Genomic DNA, 15,439 nt, shown 5'->3' with positions numbered 1-15,439 from the left:
ATGACTGCCATGACCCAGCCCCTGAACATGACGGCGAACGGAATGCTCGCCCTCTCGCGAGCGTCGCTGACGACCCTCCGCGCAGCTCTGCTGCGCGATGGCGGCCCCGATGCCGCGGTCTACCTGCAGGAAGCCGGCTACGCGGGCGGCGACGCTGTGTGGCAGGCGTTCAAGCGCTGGCTGGCTGACCAGACCTCGACCGAAGCGGTCGACCTGGACGTGCCGAGCTTCCAGCGGTATGCCTCGGAGTTCTTCGCCGAAGCCGGCTGGGGGCACTTGACCATCGGCTCGCTCGGGGATGCCGTCGCCACCATCGACACCGCGGACTGGGGCGAAGCTGATCCCGAGGCGGCCGCCGACCAGCCATGCTGCCACCTGACGACCGGGATGTTCGCCGATCTTTTTGGCCGCGTGGCCGGTCACACCGTGGCCGTACTTGAGGTCGAGTGCCGAAGTGCGGGCGCGAGCCAGTGCCGCTTCCTGGTCGGGAGCCAGCCGGTGATGGAACAGGTCTACGATGCCGTCGGACGCGGCGAACGATACGAGGCCGCGGTCGCCGGCTGACCACGCCAAGGGGACCAAGAAAGAGAGGGTGAGCCGGGGCATCCCGCGCTCACCCTCTTTGCGTTTGTATTGAAGGACTCGCGCCTAGAGCGCGGGGTGCTTCAGGTGAATGTCCGTAGCCACCTGGAACGCATGCGCCACCGAGAGGATGCGGTCGTCGTTGTAGAGCCCCCCGATGATGGTGGCGCAGATGGGCTGCGCCTTGAGCTCGAGCCGCGGCTGGTTCTGCCCACCGCCGCCGCCGGGGCCGCCCTGCATGGGAACATCGAACTTGTAGGGGACGACGACGCATGGGTGCCCGGTCTGCGCATTGACACCAACGTCGGCCGATGGCCCACCGATGAACATGTCCAGGTCCTTCATGTATTCGCCCCACTTCTGGATGAGGATGTAGCGACGTCTCTGCCCCTGGATGAAGTCGTAGGCGCGTGGAGTGCGGCCATTCACGAAGCGCGGGTTCCAGTCGCTCCCTGCCAGGGGATTAGGGGGTGTTGTTGGAGCCCCGCCCGCCGGCGCGCCACCACCTCCGCCGCCACCTCCACCCCCGCCGACCCTGGGCGCGGGCAGGTTGGCCAGGTCGAGCCCGGACTCCTTCGCCTTGCGCTGCACGTATTCGTCAAAGGCGGCAGCCCCCTCGACGCCTAACGCGGAGCCCGCACCAGCGACCGTGGGGCGCGGCCCAACCTCGCGCGGCTGCATCCCAAGTGCCCGAAGCTTCTCGATGAATTCCTTGGGGGCCTGCGGGTCGACTCCGATCCGGAGGCTACCGAGGCGTACCCGGCGATCGAACTGGAACGGCATGGTGATCGTGGACGGGTCTTTCGTGTCCACCCCGTGGATCACGCTGAACACCATCGCACAATCCTCGACCGTGCGACACATCGGGCCCACGCGATCCATCGACCAGGCGAGCACCATCCCCCCGTAGCGACTCACGCGGCCAAAGGTCGGGCGCAGGGCGCTGATCCCGTTGCGAATGCTTGGGCTCACGATGGAACCCGACGTCTCGGTCCCGATGGCAAAGGCGCAGCAGCCGGCCGCGGTGGCCGACCCCGGGCCGGCGGAGGAGCCGCTCGCCCCCTGGTTGGGGTTCCACGGATTGTTGGTGCGCCCGCGGTGCCATTGGTCGCCCTGCGCGAACTGTCCCGTCGCCAGCTTGGCCAGCAGGACCGCGCCGGCCTCGCGCAAGCGAACGACCACGTCGGCGTCTTCATCGATGATGCGGCCGTCGAAGTCCTTCGTCCCCCACGTCGTCGGCACCCCGCGCGTCGAGAAGAGGTCCTTCACCCCGTAAGGCAATCCATGCAGCGGGCCCCGCCATTTCCCCGCGGCAATCTCGGCGTCCGCCCGCGTCGCCTCGGCCCGCGCGGACTCGGCCATGATCGTCACGGCAAAGTTGAGGGTCGGGTTGTATCGCTCGAGCCGTTCCAGGTACAGGTTCGTGAGCTGGAGCGACGTGATCTTGCGGGCACGCAGCAGCGCGGACAACCGATGCGCAGGAAGAAACGCGAGGTCGTCGGGGCTGGTGGGCACCGCCCCGCTCCACTTCTCCACCTGGAACACCTTGCGCTCGAATGCCGCCGCCCCACGCTCCTTCATCAGGGCCTCGAACGCCGCGCCCGTGCCCCCGGGATACGGCTGGAACTGGAGTGCCGGCGCTTCGCCCTGGCCCAGGGGAACGGGCGGCGTCGCCGGCTGCTGCTGGATGAGGTCCGGGAGGGGATGCCCGCTGGCCCGCGCGACCGAGGCCCAACCGAAGGTGGTGGCCGCCGCTGTGGCGAGCGAGCTCAGCATGAACCGACGGCGGTCGACCTCCGGGAGGCCATACGTGGCCTCGGCGAGTTCGAGTTCGGCCTGGGCGAGGATTTCTTCGGGGGTCGTCATGAGGGCGCGGCGAGGGGTCGCAGAATCTGTCCCCGGGACCGCGCGGCGTCCAACGCCGTGGCTACTGCACAACCACCGACGCCTGGGCGCGCTTGCCTTCGGATTCTGCGAAAATCAGCACGGTGCCCTTGGCCACTCCGGTCACGAGTCCGGTCGACGTGACGCGGGCAATGCTCTGGGACCCTGACTGCCACGCCAGGCTGCGCCCACTCAGCACCTTGCCCGCCGCATCGCGAAGGGTCGCGACCAGCTGCACCGTTGCCCCGGCCTTGATCGTCGCCGTCGTTGGAGCGACGGTGACGCGTTCGACGGGAATCAGGGTGACGGTGACGACAGAACTGGCAGACCGGCCGCCCGTCGCCGCCGTGATTCGTGCCGTGCCCGGAGCGACGCCGGTCACCACACCGTTGGTGGAGACGGTCGCCACCGTCGGCGTCGCGGTCGTCCAGGTGATGACACGCCCTCCCAGCAACTTGCCAGTGGAATCGAGGGGAAGCGCAGCCAACGGTGCCGTCCGGCCGGCGGCCAGGTTGAGCGTGGCCGGCACCACCGTCATCGAGGCGACGGGAACGAGCGCAACCGTCACCCTTGCCGTGGCCGATTTCCCTTCGCTGGATCCGCGGACCGTCGTCGTACCGGCATTCAGCGCGGTCACCAGCCCCGTCGATGAAATCGTGGCGACGGTGGGGGCGCTGGAGCTCCATTCGACAAACCGTCCGGTGATGGCGGTGCTGTCGGCCGCTTTCAACGAGGCCGCCATCTGGAGTGACTGCCCGACGAGCCGACTCGCGGCGGCTGGAGTCACGCGCACGGTGGCTACGGCCTTCGGTTGCACGGCGATCACCGCGGACCCGGTGACCCCGTTGACCGTGGCCGAGATGCTCGCGGTCCCGGGGTTGAGCCCGCGCACCGCACCGACCGCAGTGACCGTGGCCACCGTCGTCGCACTCGAACGCCAGGTGGGATTCGGACCGGCCACGGTGTCGCCGGCGGCATCAATCAGGGAGACCCGGAGGGACAAGGTCGACCCCACACCCACGCCGCTGGTGTTCGGGGTCACTTGCACAACCGCGAGGGGAGGTGCGGACACCTTCACCTCGACAAACGATGACTTGCCACCAGCGCTCACCGCCAGCTGGGTGGTCCCCGGGGCCACGGCCGACACGATACCCAGCGGCGACACGGAGGCCACGAGCGGGTTCGCGCTCGCCCAGTAGACCGCCCGATCCAGCACGGGCACGCCATCAACGGCCCACACCCGAACGCGAACCACCGAGTCCTCGCCGCTGGTGAGCGACATGGAAGCGGGTGTCACCTCGAGTCGCGCCACCGCCGGAACTTCCGCCAGATCACTGCACGCGACCGCAGCGACCACGAGGGAAGCCAGCAGCCGGGTTCGGAGGAAAGAAGAATCGCGGAGTCGCACGGGTCGCGCGGAGGCCAGGAACGGTCGACGGCTGGAGATTACACCCACCTCATCCCTTCGGACAGATGGGCTCGGTGTCCTCCCCTACGCAGGTCGCGTACCCGTCGCCCCGATCAGTCGGGCAAGACCGGAAGGACCAGGTACGAGGCCCTTTCCCCGCCGTGGAAGACCGAATTATCCACCGTGACCCGGCGCCGACTCGAAGCCGGGGACTCCCCGGTCCCGGGATTCACATCGAATCGCGGGAAATTACTGGACGAAATGTCCAGTCGAATGCGGTGCCCCTTCTTGAACAGGTTGGCCGCGGGAAAGGGCCGGACCGTGAGGCGATAGACCTGTCCAGGCACGACAGGGGCGCGGGTCGGCCGGTCGTCGCGGAAACTGAGTCGTTGGATGGCGTCCGTGATGTTCAAGTCGAACCCCGCTGGAAAGTCCGCGCTGGGCGGATAGACATCGACGAGTTTCGCCGTGAAGTCGGTATCCCGGCCGGTGGTCGCCACATGAAGCACGACCTCGATGGGGCCAACGACGCGCACGTCGTCGGTCAGGGGTTCGGTCTCGAAAACGAGGACGTCGCTCCGGGCCTTGAGGGGCAGCCACGGCGCGCGAGACCCTGCGAAATCGGGACGCTCGCGCTGGTCGTAGGCGCCGTCCTTCACCCGGTTGGACACGTGGCCGCCTAACGTGGGCACGGGATGCGACGGATCGAAGGTGTAGCGGGTCTGGGCGATCGCGGCGGGTGCGGTGCGGGCCAGCCCACCACGGGGCTGCAAGTAGTAGCGCACCGGACGTGCCTCGGGCAGTGGCCAGGCGCTGCCCGTGATCCAGGATCCGCCATGCTGCAAGCGACCGTTGGCGTCCTTCGTCCCCGGCCCCCCGCCCATGACAAACAGGCGCACCGGCGGTGACGAGTCCACCGCATTCCGGACGTCGCGCAGGAACCGGTCGAACCAGCGGAGGTGGTACGCCACCTCAAAGCCTTCGATCGCCGACGCCGGGCCAAAGTCAACATCACCGGCGTACGTGCGGCCGTTCCCGCCGTGCACCCACGGGCCAATCGCCAGGTGCACTGGGCCACGCTTTCCCGCCCGCAATCCGAGATAGTTGTCGAGCGTTCCGCGCAGGAAAATGTCGTACCAGCCTCCCAGGTGCAGCATCGGGACGTCGGCGGTCTGTCGATAGTACGGCTTCCAGGCCAGCGAGATGCGGTCCCAGAACGGGCCGCGCCCTTCGTTGAGCCACTCGTCGAGAAAATACGCCTCGTACTCGGGCACACTGGCCAGCGGGCTTTGCCCCTTTCGCAGGGGAAGGCGCTGATACCAGTCCTCGACCTTCTCGCGCTCAAGGCGCGTTCGCGCCACGGAATCTGCGGTCTCGCGTCGTGCTTCCTGCCAGACCCACGTCATCTCGCGTCCAAGTTCAAAGGCACCCCCCTGTCGCACGGCATGATCCCAGGCGTCTGCCATCCCGCCCTGGTTGACGATCATCGCCTTGAGATGCGGCGGGTTGAGCTTGGCCGCATCGGCCTGGGTGTGGGCGGCATACGACCGTCCCCAGGTCCCGACCTTGCCATTGCTGAACGGTTGCCGGGCCAGCCATTCGATCGCATCGTATCCATCGGGCGCGTCGAGGACCGAATACTTCGTGAACGCCCCCTCGGACCGATACCGTCCGCGGATATTCTGCAGGGCCACCACGTATCCCGCGGCGCCGAAGGCGCGCGCCTGCCGAACGATCTCCTCGCCGCGAATCTCATACGGCGTCCGCAGGAGCAGCGAGGGAAACGCCGAGTCGATCGCGGTTGCCCCACGCGCCGGACGATAGATCTCGGTGTACAGGCGCACGCCGTCGCGCATGGGCGCCATGACATCGTCGACGCGCACGACGTCATACCGGGCCTGGGCCGCGAGCGGGCCACTCCAGACCCCGAGGGCCAGCAGTGCGCCCCGGGCGAACGCCCGGGGCCGGAGGAAACGCGCGGACCCCGCCATGCCTAACGCGGCGCCTGGCGAGGCGGCGAACTGCAGCGCGGCCACGTGGCCGGCGAACCGCCACCCGGCGTCAGCACGCGCTGTTCGCGCGGCACCCGCACCGGATCCTCACTCGCCTGGTACGCCAGCATCGCAGCGAGGGTCGCGTTGTTCTTCAGGTCATCGATGATGATCTTGTCGTACGTGTCGCGGTTGGTGTGCCAGGTGTACTGCCGGTAGTCCGGATAGTTGGATTGCAGCCGGAACGACGGCGCCCCCGCACACAGGAACGACATGTGGTCGCTCCCACCCGTCTCGGGAACCCCCGGCAAGTCCAGGTCGATGAGCGACTCGATCTCCGAGGGCACCACACTCAACCACTTGCCGAAATGCGCCCCGGCACCCGTCAACCCCATCATCCGGATATACTCGATGCGCCAGGTCCCGTTGTCCTGGTTGAAGGCGGTCTGCAGGCCGTCCACGATGTCCTTGTGGTCCTCGGCAAACGCGCGGGAACCGATCAACCCCTGCTCTTCCGCGCCCCAGTGCCCCACGAGGATCGTCCGCTTGGGGTTGGGATAGGCAGCCTTCAGCAGGCGCATCGCCTCCATCATCATCACCGTGCCGGTGCCGTTGTCGGTCGACCCGGACGCGGCGTCCCATGAATCCAAGTGCGCGCCCAGGAGGACGTATTCGTTCGGCTTCTCCGTCCCCTTTAGTTCCCCAACGACGTTGAACATCGGGGCATCGGGCAAGTCCTCCGCGCGCGCATCCAACCGAACCCTCGGCCCCTGATTGTTGGCCGCCAGTCGGTGCAGCAGGCCGTAGTCCTCGCAACTCGCGTCCAGCACCGGCACGTTCTTCGTGGTCGCGCTGAACACCTTGTTGACGCCCCATCCCGCCGACCAGTTGGTCGTGATGATCCCCGCCGCACCCGATCCATCCAGCAACGGATACGGGTTGGCACCGAGCACGCGAGCACGCTGGGCCCAGGCACGCTTGGTGGAATCGCGGGACGCCTTCATCGCTGCGACCGACGCAGGCCTCGCCAGCCGCTCCCAGTTTTCGTCTGGCCGACACGTCGGCTCTGGGGCCGAGAGCAACAGGAACTTACCACGCACGGTCGGCAACCAGGCGCGCACCGCCGCCGAATCCGCCAGGACGGGCATCACGATCACGTCCCCCTCGACCGGACGCGTCGTGCCGGGGCTCCACGCGAGGATCAACCCCTCCAGTGTTCGCTCGCGCGGCGCAATGAGATCAAGGTGCGTGTACCGGCGACGCCACCCACGCCACGTACCGTAACGCTCCTTTCGGGCCGGAATCCCCCACTCTGCATAACGAGCGGCCACCCAATCGGTCGCCGCCGCGAACCCGGGTGAACCCGACAAGCGAGGGCCAATCGAGTCACTGAGGACCTGGGCCAGGCGCGCGACCTGGGACTTGGCCGTCATCCCCTCGTCCCAGATCCGCCGAATCACGGCATCGTTGGTGGGGAAGGTCTGCGCGGCGAGGGGAACCGCTGCAAGGCTGGCCAGGACGGCTCGAACGAAAGTCCGCATCGTGGTGGAGTGAGGGTCGGCGTGCGTTCGAAAGTTCGGCGCCGACGCCGTGGCGCGCCACCCACCGCGTGTCCGGGCCACCATCGCATACGCCCACCCCCGACACCGCGTCCGATTTGCCCGCTCGCGGGCCGGGGCGCAGCTTTCGCTGCTTCCAGCCTTCCAGACCGCATGCGCCACCTCTTAGCCGCACTTGCCCTCACGGCCGTCCCCCTCGCCGGCCAGGGAACGACCGACCCCCTCGCCCGCGAGATCGAACAACGCCTCGAGCAGGTCATGCCCAAGGTCATCGCGTGGCGTCGGGACATCCACGAACACCCGGAGCTCTCCTTCGAGGAGAAGCGCACCTCCGCGCTCGTTGAGAAACACCTCCGCGCACTCGGCCTCGAGGTCCAGGCCCCCGTCGGCAAGACGGGGGTGGTGGGGATCCTTCGCGGCGGACGCCCGGGACCGGTCGTTGCGCTCCGCGCGGACATGGACGCCCTCCCGGTCACCGAACTCGTCGACCTGCCGTTCAAGAGCACCGTCCGCACGATGTACAATGGGATGGAGGTCGGCGTGATGCACGCCTGCGGGCATGACAATCATGTCGCCATCCTCATGGGGGTCGCCGAGATCCTGACCGCGATGAAGCCGCGCATTCCTGGTACGGTGAAGTTCCTTTTCCAACCCGCCGAAGAAGGGCTGGGTGGCGCGAAGGCGATGGTCGCCGACGGCGCCCTGCTGAACCCCCGGGCGTCGGCCATCTTCGGGCTACACGTCATGCCCGGCCCCCTCGGCTCGTTGAACGCGCGCCCCGGTGGATTCCTCGCCGCGGCCGATGGCCTGGAGATCATCGTGAAAGGGCGGCAGACGCATGGCTCCTCGCCCTGGCTTGGCGTCGACCCGATTGTCGTGTCGTCGCAGATCGTCCTGGGGTTACAAACGATTGCCAGCCGCCAGATCAACGTGGCCGCCGCGCCGGCCGTGATCACCGTCGGGATGATCCAAGGCGGTAATCGAGGCAACATTATCCCCGACAGCGTGGTCATGATCGGGACCATCCGCACCTTCGACCCGGCGATGCGGGCAGACATTCACGAACGGGTGAAGCGCACGGCGGAAGACATCGCGCGTGCGGGGGGGGCAACCGCCAAGGTGACCTTGCAGACCGGAGGGCTGATCACGGTCAACGAGAACAGCCTCTTTGACAAGATGACGCCAACCCTCAGGCGCACGGCTGGCGAGGGTGGGTTCAACATCGTCGGTCCGGTGATGGGCTCAGAGGATTTCCCCGAGTTCACGCGAGACATCCCGGGCCTGTTCTACGCGTTAGGCGCGTCGCCCAAGGGGAGCGATCCGGCCAAGCAACCGGCCAACCACTCCCCGCTGTTCTTCGTGGACGAGGGTGCCCTGCCGGTCGGCGTGCGCTCCCTCGCGAACCTGGCGCTGGACTATTTGCGCAGCGCAGGCGCCGTACAGTAAGGCCTTCAGGAACGCGGGGAGGGACTCCCTCCCCGCCACGGACACGAAACGACTACTGGACCACGGCCTTCTTCCGCAGCGCCTCGATCTCGGCGATCTCGCGTGGGGCCAGCGCCGAGATCCGGATCAACTTCCCGTCCTTGAGGATGTAGTCGTCCTCGATCCGGACGCCGACGTTCTTGTACTTCGTCGCCGCGGCGCGCGCATGGGCGATCATCGCACGGTTGCGCGGCGTGTCGGGCAGGTCGGCGAAGACTTTCTCGCGGACGTAGATCCCCGGCTCGATCGTGAAGGCGTCGTGATTCCCAAACAGGTTGCCGGTCACGCTGCCGAACTGTGACGGATCGTGGACGTCGAGGCCGATCCCGTGGATGAACCCGTGGTAGATGTAGAGGTACCACTGTGGGCAGCTGCCGTCCTTGTTGGCCCAGGTGCCTGGGCAGAGCCCGAACGGTGGATCAAACGATGCGGTCGGCGACTCGATGAGTCCCAGCCGCACGAGCCCGTCCTTAAGCACCACATACGCACTGTCGGTCGGGGTGTTGCGCGCGGTGCCGGGCCGGATCTGTCGCTCCGCCGCCTTCTGTGACTCCAGCACGATCTCGTAGATGGCGCGCGCTTCCGGCGTGTAGGTCCCATCGACGGGAACCGTGCGGGTGATGTCGGCCGAGTAGCCGTCGTAGTACGCCGCCACGTCCATGAGGACCACTTCACCCGACTTCGCCTCGCGCGAGGACGCCGGCCAGTGCAGGATGGTCGAGTTGCCGCCCGCCCCCACGATGGAGCTGTACCCGGGCCCGTCAGCACCAAGCTTCCGGTAGGTCGCTTCCATCACCGCCTGGATCTCGCTCTCGCGCATGCCGGGGCGAATCACCCGCATCACCTCGTCATGGGCGCGCGCGCTCACCTCGGCTGCCTTCGTGATCAGGGCAAGTTCGGCCTCGCTCTTGCGGGCGCGCAGGGCGTCCATCACCGGCGTCGCGTTAACCAGCTTGACCTTCGGATGTCGCTGCCGGAGTCCCGCAATGAAGGCTTGCTGGTACGAGAGTGAGTCGCGTCCGATGAACTCATTCGACTGCGCATCCGGCACCACGTGGAGTGCGACACCGCGGCGGATGAGGGAATCCACCACATGCACGAGGTCATCGGCGTAGCGGGCGCGCATCCCCAGCTCGGCCCCCACCTCCGTGAGGGTCTTGCGATCGCCGAGGTAGAGGGCGCTGCGCGCATTCGGCTTTTCGATGAACAGCGTCGATTCCACCCGGCCCTGCGTGCGCATCATGACGAACGCGGCGTTGGACTCGAGGAATCCCGTGAGGTACCGGAAGTGGGGCGTCTGGGAGAAGGGCGGCCAGTGATTGACCGGCTCGCGCCGCCCGAAGGCCAATACGGCGCCGTCGCCGACGCGCGCGGCCAACGAGTCGCGGCGCCCCGCATACTCAGCAACCGGGATCTGCGCCGGCAGTGACGCGGCGACAACTGTCAAGAGGGAGACGGCGGACGCGAGACGCATGGCGCGACGGGTAGAGGTCGTGACAATGTACCCTCCATTGCGCCCGTGGGTGGGCGCGGGTGGTGTCGCTGACGCTGGGTCCGACACTATCATTAGGCGCCCCTGCACCCTCCCCCCCGTTTACGTACCGATGGCTGAATCCGTCCCACCGATAGAGAAGCTGCAGCCGGCCGACTGGGCGCAGATGCTCGCCAAGTATCGCGGTTCGATCCTCTGGAAGAGCCTCTGGCAGCTGACCAACACGGCCGTGCTCTTCATGGGCATGTGGTACCTCACGCTGCGCAGCTTGGAGGTCGGGTACTGGCTGACCCTGCTGATGGCAGTGCCGACCTCGTTAATGGTCGCGCGACTGTTCATGATCCAGCATGACTGCGGGCACGGCTCGTTCTTCAAGTCGACCGCGGCCAACACGGCGGTGGGGTACGTCATCGGGATCATCACCCTGGTGCCCTACACGTATTGGCGAAAGACCCACGCGATCCACCACGCCTCGTCGGGCGACCTGGACGCTCGGACCTTTGGTGATATCGACACCCTGACGGTCCGCGAATACCTGAGCCGTTCGAAGTTCAAGCGATTCCTGTATCGGTTGTATCGCCACCCGGTCGTCCTGCTGGTCGTCGCGCCGGGCTACCAGTTCGTCCTCAAGCATCGCCTCCCGCTGGACATCCCGCGCAGCTGGAAGCGCGAGTGGCTCAGCGTGCACGCGACCAACCTGGGGATCGCGGCCGTCGTGGCGTTCATGTGGTGGCTCGTCGGGCTGGAGCGCTTCCTCCTGGTGCAGCTCCCCGTGACGCTGATCACCGGGGCCATTGGCGTGTACCTGTTCTACGTGCAGCACCAGTACGAGGACACCTACTGGCGGTACAAGGAGGCGTGGAACTACTACGCGTCAGGGCTGGAAGGTGCGTCGCACCTGGTGATGCCGAAGATCCTGCAGTGGTGCACGGCGAACATCGGGCTGCACCACATCCACCATGTGGCAAGCCGGATCCCCAACTATTCGCTGCAGAAGTGCTTCGACGAGAACCCGCTCCTGCAGCGGGCGACCAAGCTGACCCTGTGGACCAGCGTGCGCACGCTGCGACTGACGTTGTGGGATGAGGACTCCCGACAGCTCGTTGGGTTCCGCGAGCTGAAGCGCATTCGCGCGCGACTCGCAGAGAGCCTGGAGGCGGGGGCATCGATCCTGCCGACCAAGCCGGAGGCGGTCCCCGTCTCCTGGCGCTAGCTTGGTGTGAGAATTCGGAAGGGCCCGGCGGTTCTGCCGGGCCCTTGTTCGTTTACCGGACCGCGCTGGACGATGTTCGACGACCTGTCGGTAGCACGCAGGCAGCACTCGACGTGGCGCCGCAGCCACACGACGGAGCTCTGACGGCGCTCTCCGGCACTCCGCACGTCCCACGCAGGGCTGTGACGCCACCGAACACGGCGGCGGCGGCGCCCGACCTGCCGCAGCAACTACTCGACGTGACATGGAAGGCGCTCGACGTGACGCAGAAGGTGCTCGACGCGGCCTCGCAGCCACTCGACGAGGCACATACAACACGCATCGGCACGTCGTGCACTTCACGCAGAGCCGTGACACCGCCACACACGCCGATGTCGGCGCTCGACGCGGCGCGGAAGGTGCTCGACGCGGCCTCGCAGCCACCCCACGAGGCACAGACCACACTCATCGGCACGCCGTACGCTTCACGCGGCGCAGTGACGCCGCCACGCATGCCATTGTCGGCGCTCGGCGCAGCGCGGAAAGTACTCAATGTAGCGTCGCCGCCACACGGCGGGGCACCGTCAGCGCTCAGCGACGCGCCGTCCGCCGCGCGCAAGGCGATGTCGCCGCCACGCGCGCCACGGTCGACGCTCGACGGGTTGTGGAAGGTGCTCGCCGCGTCGCGGACGGGGCTCGACGCGGCGCGGCCGGCAACCACGCTCAGCGTGACGCGAACACGCGGGCGACCGCGACAGCAAATCGCTCGACAATCTCGTCGATCTCCCTCTCTGTCACGTTGTACGGCGGCGCGATCAGCGCATGGTCACCCACCACACCGTCCACCGTCCCCCCGGACGGGTACACCGCCACCCCCGCCCCGAGCGCCTCCGTCTTCACGCGCTCGTGCACCCTCGCCACCGCAGGAAACGAACGCCGCAGCACGCGATCCTCCACAAACTCCACGGCGAGGAAGAGGCCGCGCCCCCGGATGTCTCCCACATGCGGGTGATGACCCAATGCGTCCCGCAGGCGGGAGGCCAGGGACGCACCTCGGGAAGCTGCCCGCGCCACCAGCCCCTCTTCAGCGATGATGCGTTGCACCTCGAGCGCACCGGCGCACGCCACAGGATGCGCCTGGTACGTGTGCCCGTGGACAAATGCCCCGCTGCCCGCCGACAGCCCATCGATCACGCGCGCGGAAACCAGCAGGCCTCCAATCGGGACGTACCCGCCACCCATTCCCTTGGCGATCACCTGGATGTCCGGGGTCACGCCCTCGACCTCCCATGCGTGGGTCACCCCTGTGCGCCCCATCCCGCACATGATTTCGTCCAGGATCAGCAGGACGCCGTGGCGATCACACACCTCGCGTACGGCCGCAAAGTACCCGGGGACGGCCGCGACACATCCGGCCGTGGCTCCCACCACCGTTTCGGCGATGAAGGCAATCACTTTCTCCGGGCCCATGCGCTCGAACTCGGCCTCGAGCTCCTTCGCGAGGCGAGCGACATAGGCAGCTTCCTGTTCGTCAACGCCCTGCCCGTGATAGGGGAAACACGGGGAGACCCGGGAGACGTTCGTCATCAGGATGTCCTCGTATGGTCGCCGCCGCCCGAGGTTCCCCCCAACGGCCAATGACCCGAAGCTCGCCCCGTGGTAGCTCTGGCGCCGCGACACGAAATGCACGCGTTGAGGCTCCCCACGCTCGACGTGGTACTGGCGGGCCAACTTGAGGGCGCTTTCCACGGCCTCCGAACCGGAGGAGACAAAGAAGGCGTGGGTGAGCCCTCCAGGACGGTGGCCGACGAGCTGGTCGGCGAGGGCCTCCGCGGGCCCACTCGTGAAGAACCCGGTGTGCGCGTAAGCCATCCGACCGGCCTGCGCACCGATTGCCGCCGCCACGCGGGCGTTCCCGTGGCCAATACAGGCGACCGCAGCGCCCCCTGACGCGTCCAACACGACCTCCCCGTTGTCCAGCGTGAGGCGCATGCCCTCCCCGTGCACAGCGGTTGGGAGACGGGCGTTCAGGGAGCGATGAAGGATCGAGGACACGGAGGACCCGGAAGGAGAGGCCGCCGCAAGGTACCACCTCAGGCGCTCCCGCCGGGAGCCGACACTTCAGGGAACCGCCCGCTCGTCCCCATGACAGCTACAACAGCCGACCCAGCGCCTGACGTCGACCTCCAGCACCTCCCGTGCAAGTGCTGCGGGGGTGATGCGGCCGTGTACGGCGCGGTGGAGTTCAACCGAACGTGCGAAGATCGCGAGGTACCCGTCTTCCCTCCAACCGGGGTAGACATCCCGTATCATCGCTGCGCCGGCTGCGGCTTCATCTTCACGATTGCCTTTGACCACTTCGGCGCCGCCGAGTTCGGGCAGTACATTTACAATGACAACTACCCGCTGGCCGACCCGGACTTCGCCGAGCGTCGCCCGGCCTCCAACGCGGAGTTGCTGCGACGCAACTTTGGCGGTGCCGCGGCACAGCTGAAGGTGCTCGACTACGGTGGCGGCAATGGACTCCTCGCGGAGCGGCTCCAGGCGCTGGGGTTCACCGGCGCCACCACTTACGACCCGTTCTACGCCGGGTCGGAACGTCCCCGGGGGACATTCGACCTCGTGACCGCATTCGAGGTGCTGGAGCACACCCCCACGCCCCGCGAGACACTCGCCGACATGGCGTCGCTGCTCTCGTCGGAGGGAATGCTCTTCTGCTCGACCCTCCTTCAGCCGCCAGACATCGACCAGCTGCGGCTGCGGTGGTGGTACGCGGCGCCACGCAACGGGCACGTTTCGCTCTACTCGCGACCCGCGCTCACCGCGCTCGCGGCTTCGGTCGGCCTCACCTACGGCGGCGGCAACGAGCTGCTCCACATCTTCCACCGCGGCACGCTGCCTTCCTTTGCCACGCAGCTGGTGACCGCCTGACAGCTCGGCCGTCGCTCAGCTCGCGAGGACAGGCGGAAGCCCTTCGATGAATGTCGCCACCGCCGTCGTCGTCTCGACCGCCGCCTCGAGGTGCGGGGAGTGACCAACTCCCGGTAGCATCACCGTTTCCAGGGGGCTGCGGCAGAGTCGCCGGGCCAGGTCGAAATGCGCGGACGTGCCGTACTCATCGGCGTCCCCCTGAAGGAGCAACATCGGAACGGTCACCCGGGGCAGGCAGTCGGTGATGTCCCAAGACGCGAACGCGGGATCCAGCCACGTCTCGGTCCACTGACGAAAGAGGTCGTCCGTACTGGTCCCGTGATACTTCCGAAGCCGCCGCCGCAGGTTGGTCGTCGCCCAGGACTCCCTTATTGCGCGGATCCCGCCGAGCGCCTCCTCCTCCACCATGAAGTGGGGAGCAAGCTGGACCACTCCACGCATCTGGGCGTCTGGCACGGTCCCGGCGTAGATCGTCGCGATGGAGGCCCCGTCGCTATGGCCCACGAGGACACGTGGGCCGACCTCCATCACGTCCAACAGCTCCGGCAAGAGCACGAGCGCCTCGCGCTGGAGATAGTCGTGTGGGCGCGTCCCCGGCGTTCGCGACGACCCGCCATGGCCCGGCCGCGAATACGCGACGACCCCGCACCCCGTCGCTTCCGCCAGCTGCACGGGCCATTCCTTCCATCGCCGCACGCAGCCCAGCGCCTCGTGCAACAGGACCACCGTGGGGCGCATGGGGTCCCGCGCGGGGAGGTGTGCCACTTCGACTTCATGGTTCCCGATCGAGACCCGACGGAAGGCGTCCATGCACGACAACGTGTCGTGGACGCCCGGCCTGAACAAGGCGCACGCGGCGCCGGTGCCGACCTCCCGTGGGTCACGATCATGTTTCCCGTGACGAGCGCGGCGCGT

Annotated in this window: 11 protein-coding genes; 4 read left to right on the top strand and 7 right to left on the bottom strand. The window is 67.5% G+C overall.

Translation table 11 applies throughout. The features are described from left to right. Positions 1-9 precede the first annotated feature (9 nt). Positions 10-564 (top strand): hypothetical protein, encoded by a 555-nt coding sequence (locus tag IPK85_26260; protein ID MBK8250871.1) that lies wholly within the window; start codon positions 10-12, stop codon positions 562-564. A gap of 84 nt (positions 565-648) precedes the next feature. Here the strand turns inward: IPK85_26260 and IPK85_26255 are convergent, their stop codons facing one another. The 4 genes from IPK85_26255 to IPK85_26240 all read right to left on the bottom strand — a co-directional run bounded on the left by IPK85_26255 (position 649) and on the right by IPK85_26240 (position 7,406). Continuing rightward, complete coding sequence (locus tag IPK85_26255; GenBank protein MBK8250870.1) at positions 649-2,448, bottom strand: amidase; 1,800 nt, start codon at positions 2,446-2,448, stop codon at positions 649-651. A gap of 61 nt (positions 2,449-2,509) precedes the next feature. After that, positions 2,510-3,874: an Ig domain-containing protein gene (locus tag IPK85_26250; GenBank protein ID MBK8250869.1), complete on the bottom strand. Its 1,365-nt coding sequence runs from the start codon at positions 3,872-3,874 to the stop codon at positions 2,510-2,512. Between the two features lie 113 nt (positions 3,875-3,987). Further along, positions 3,988-5,910 carry a CocE/NonD family hydrolase gene (locus IPK85_26245; protein MBK8250868.1) on the bottom strand — a complete coding sequence of 641 codons (1,923 nt, stop codon included), beginning with the start codon at positions 5,908-5,910 and terminating at the stop codon, positions 3,988-3,990. Further along, the gene (locus IPK85_26240) at positions 5,868-7,406 is read right to left on the bottom strand and encodes a M20/M25/M40 family metallo-hydrolase (GenBank protein MBK8250867.1); all 1,539 of its coding nucleotides are present in this window, start codon (positions 7,404-7,406) and stop codon (positions 5,868-5,870) included. Before IPK85_26240 ends, IPK85_26245 begins: the two co-directional genes overlap by 43 nt. A 171-nt stretch (positions 7,407-7,577) precedes the next feature. Between IPK85_26240 and IPK85_26235 the strand changes: the two genes are divergently transcribed. Continuing rightward, positions 7,578-8,870: an amidohydrolase gene (locus IPK85_26235; GenBank protein MBK8250866.1), complete on the top strand. Its 1,293-nt coding sequence runs from the start codon at positions 7,578-7,580 to the stop codon at positions 8,868-8,870. A 52-nt stretch (positions 8,871-8,922) separates the two neighbouring features. On the opposite strand, the gene IPK85_26230 is transcribed toward IPK85_26235, so the two are convergent. After that, positions 8,923-10,383 carry an aminopeptidase P N-terminal domain-containing protein gene (locus IPK85_26230; GenBank protein ID MBK8250865.1) on the bottom strand — a complete coding sequence of 487 codons (1,461 nt, stop codon included), beginning with the start codon at positions 10,381-10,383 and terminating at the stop codon, positions 8,923-8,925. Between the two features lie 130 nt (positions 10,384-10,513). On the opposite strand from IPK85_26230, the gene IPK85_26225 reads away from it, so the two are divergent. Then, positions 10,514-11,614: a fatty acid desaturase gene (locus IPK85_26225; protein MBK8250864.1), complete on the top strand. Its 1,101-nt coding sequence runs from the start codon at positions 10,514-10,516 to the stop codon at positions 11,612-11,614. Between the two features lie 702 nt (positions 11,615-12,316). On the opposite strand, the gene IPK85_26220 is transcribed toward IPK85_26225, so the two are convergent. Beyond that, complete coding sequence (locus tag IPK85_26220; protein ID MBK8250863.1) at positions 12,317-13,648, bottom strand: aspartate aminotransferase family protein; 1,332 nt, start codon at positions 13,646-13,648, stop codon at positions 12,317-12,319. Between the two features lie 90 nt (positions 13,649-13,738). Between IPK85_26220 and IPK85_26215 the strand changes: the two genes are divergently transcribed. Beyond that, positions 13,739-14,524, top strand: a complete 786-nt coding sequence (locus IPK85_26215) for a class I SAM-dependent methyltransferase (protein MBK8250862.1) — start codon at positions 13,739-13,741, stop codon at positions 14,522-14,524. 15 nt (positions 14,525-14,539) lie between these two features. Here the strand turns inward: IPK85_26215 and IPK85_26210 are convergent, their stop codons facing one another. Further along, positions 14,540-15,334 (bottom strand): alpha/beta hydrolase, encoded by a 795-nt coding sequence (locus tag IPK85_26210; GenBank protein ID MBK8250861.1) that lies wholly within the window; start codon positions 15,332-15,334, stop codon positions 14,540-14,542. Between the last annotated feature and the right edge of the window lie 105 nt (positions 15,335-15,439).

The sequence above is a fragment of the Gemmatimonadota bacterium genome, from assembly GCA_016712265.1.
Classification (GTDB): domain Bacteria; phylum Gemmatimonadota; class Gemmatimonadetes; order Gemmatimonadales; family Gemmatimonadaceae; genus RBC101.
The sequence above is the reverse complement of the archived record's forward strand: the minus strand, read 5'-3'. Positions and strand labels throughout refer to the sequence as shown.

Coding starts and splice junctions, on each gene's coding strand:
- IPK85_26260 (MBK8250871.1), top strand. CDS start 10: ATGACCCAGCCCCTGAACATGACGGCGAACGGAATGCTCGCCCTCTCG.
- IPK85_26255 (MBK8250870.1), bottom strand. CDS start 2,448: ATGACGACCCCCGAAGAAATCCTCGCCCAGGCCGAACTCGAACTCGCC.
- IPK85_26240 (MBK8250867.1), bottom strand. CDS start 7,406: ATGCGGACTTTCGTTCGAGCCGTCCTGGCCAGCCTTGCAGCGGTTCCC.
- IPK85_26235 (MBK8250866.1), top strand. CDS start 7,578: ATGCGCCACCTCTTAGCCGCACTTGCCCTCACGGCCGTCCCCCTCGCC.
- IPK85_26230 (MBK8250865.1), bottom strand. CDS start 10,383: ATGCGTCTCGCGTCCGCCGTCTCCCTCTTGACAGTTGTCGCCGCGTCA.
- IPK85_26225 (MBK8250864.1), top strand. CDS start 10,514: ATGGCTGAATCCGTCCCACCGATAGAGAAGCTGCAGCCGGCCGACTGG.
- IPK85_26215 (MBK8250862.1), top strand. CDS start 13,739: ATGACAGCTACAACAGCCGACCCAGCGCCTGACGTCGACCTCCAGCAC.
- IPK85_26210 (MBK8250861.1), bottom strand. CDS start 15,334: ATGGACGCCTTCCGTCGGGTCTCGATCGGGAACCATGAAGTCGAAGTG.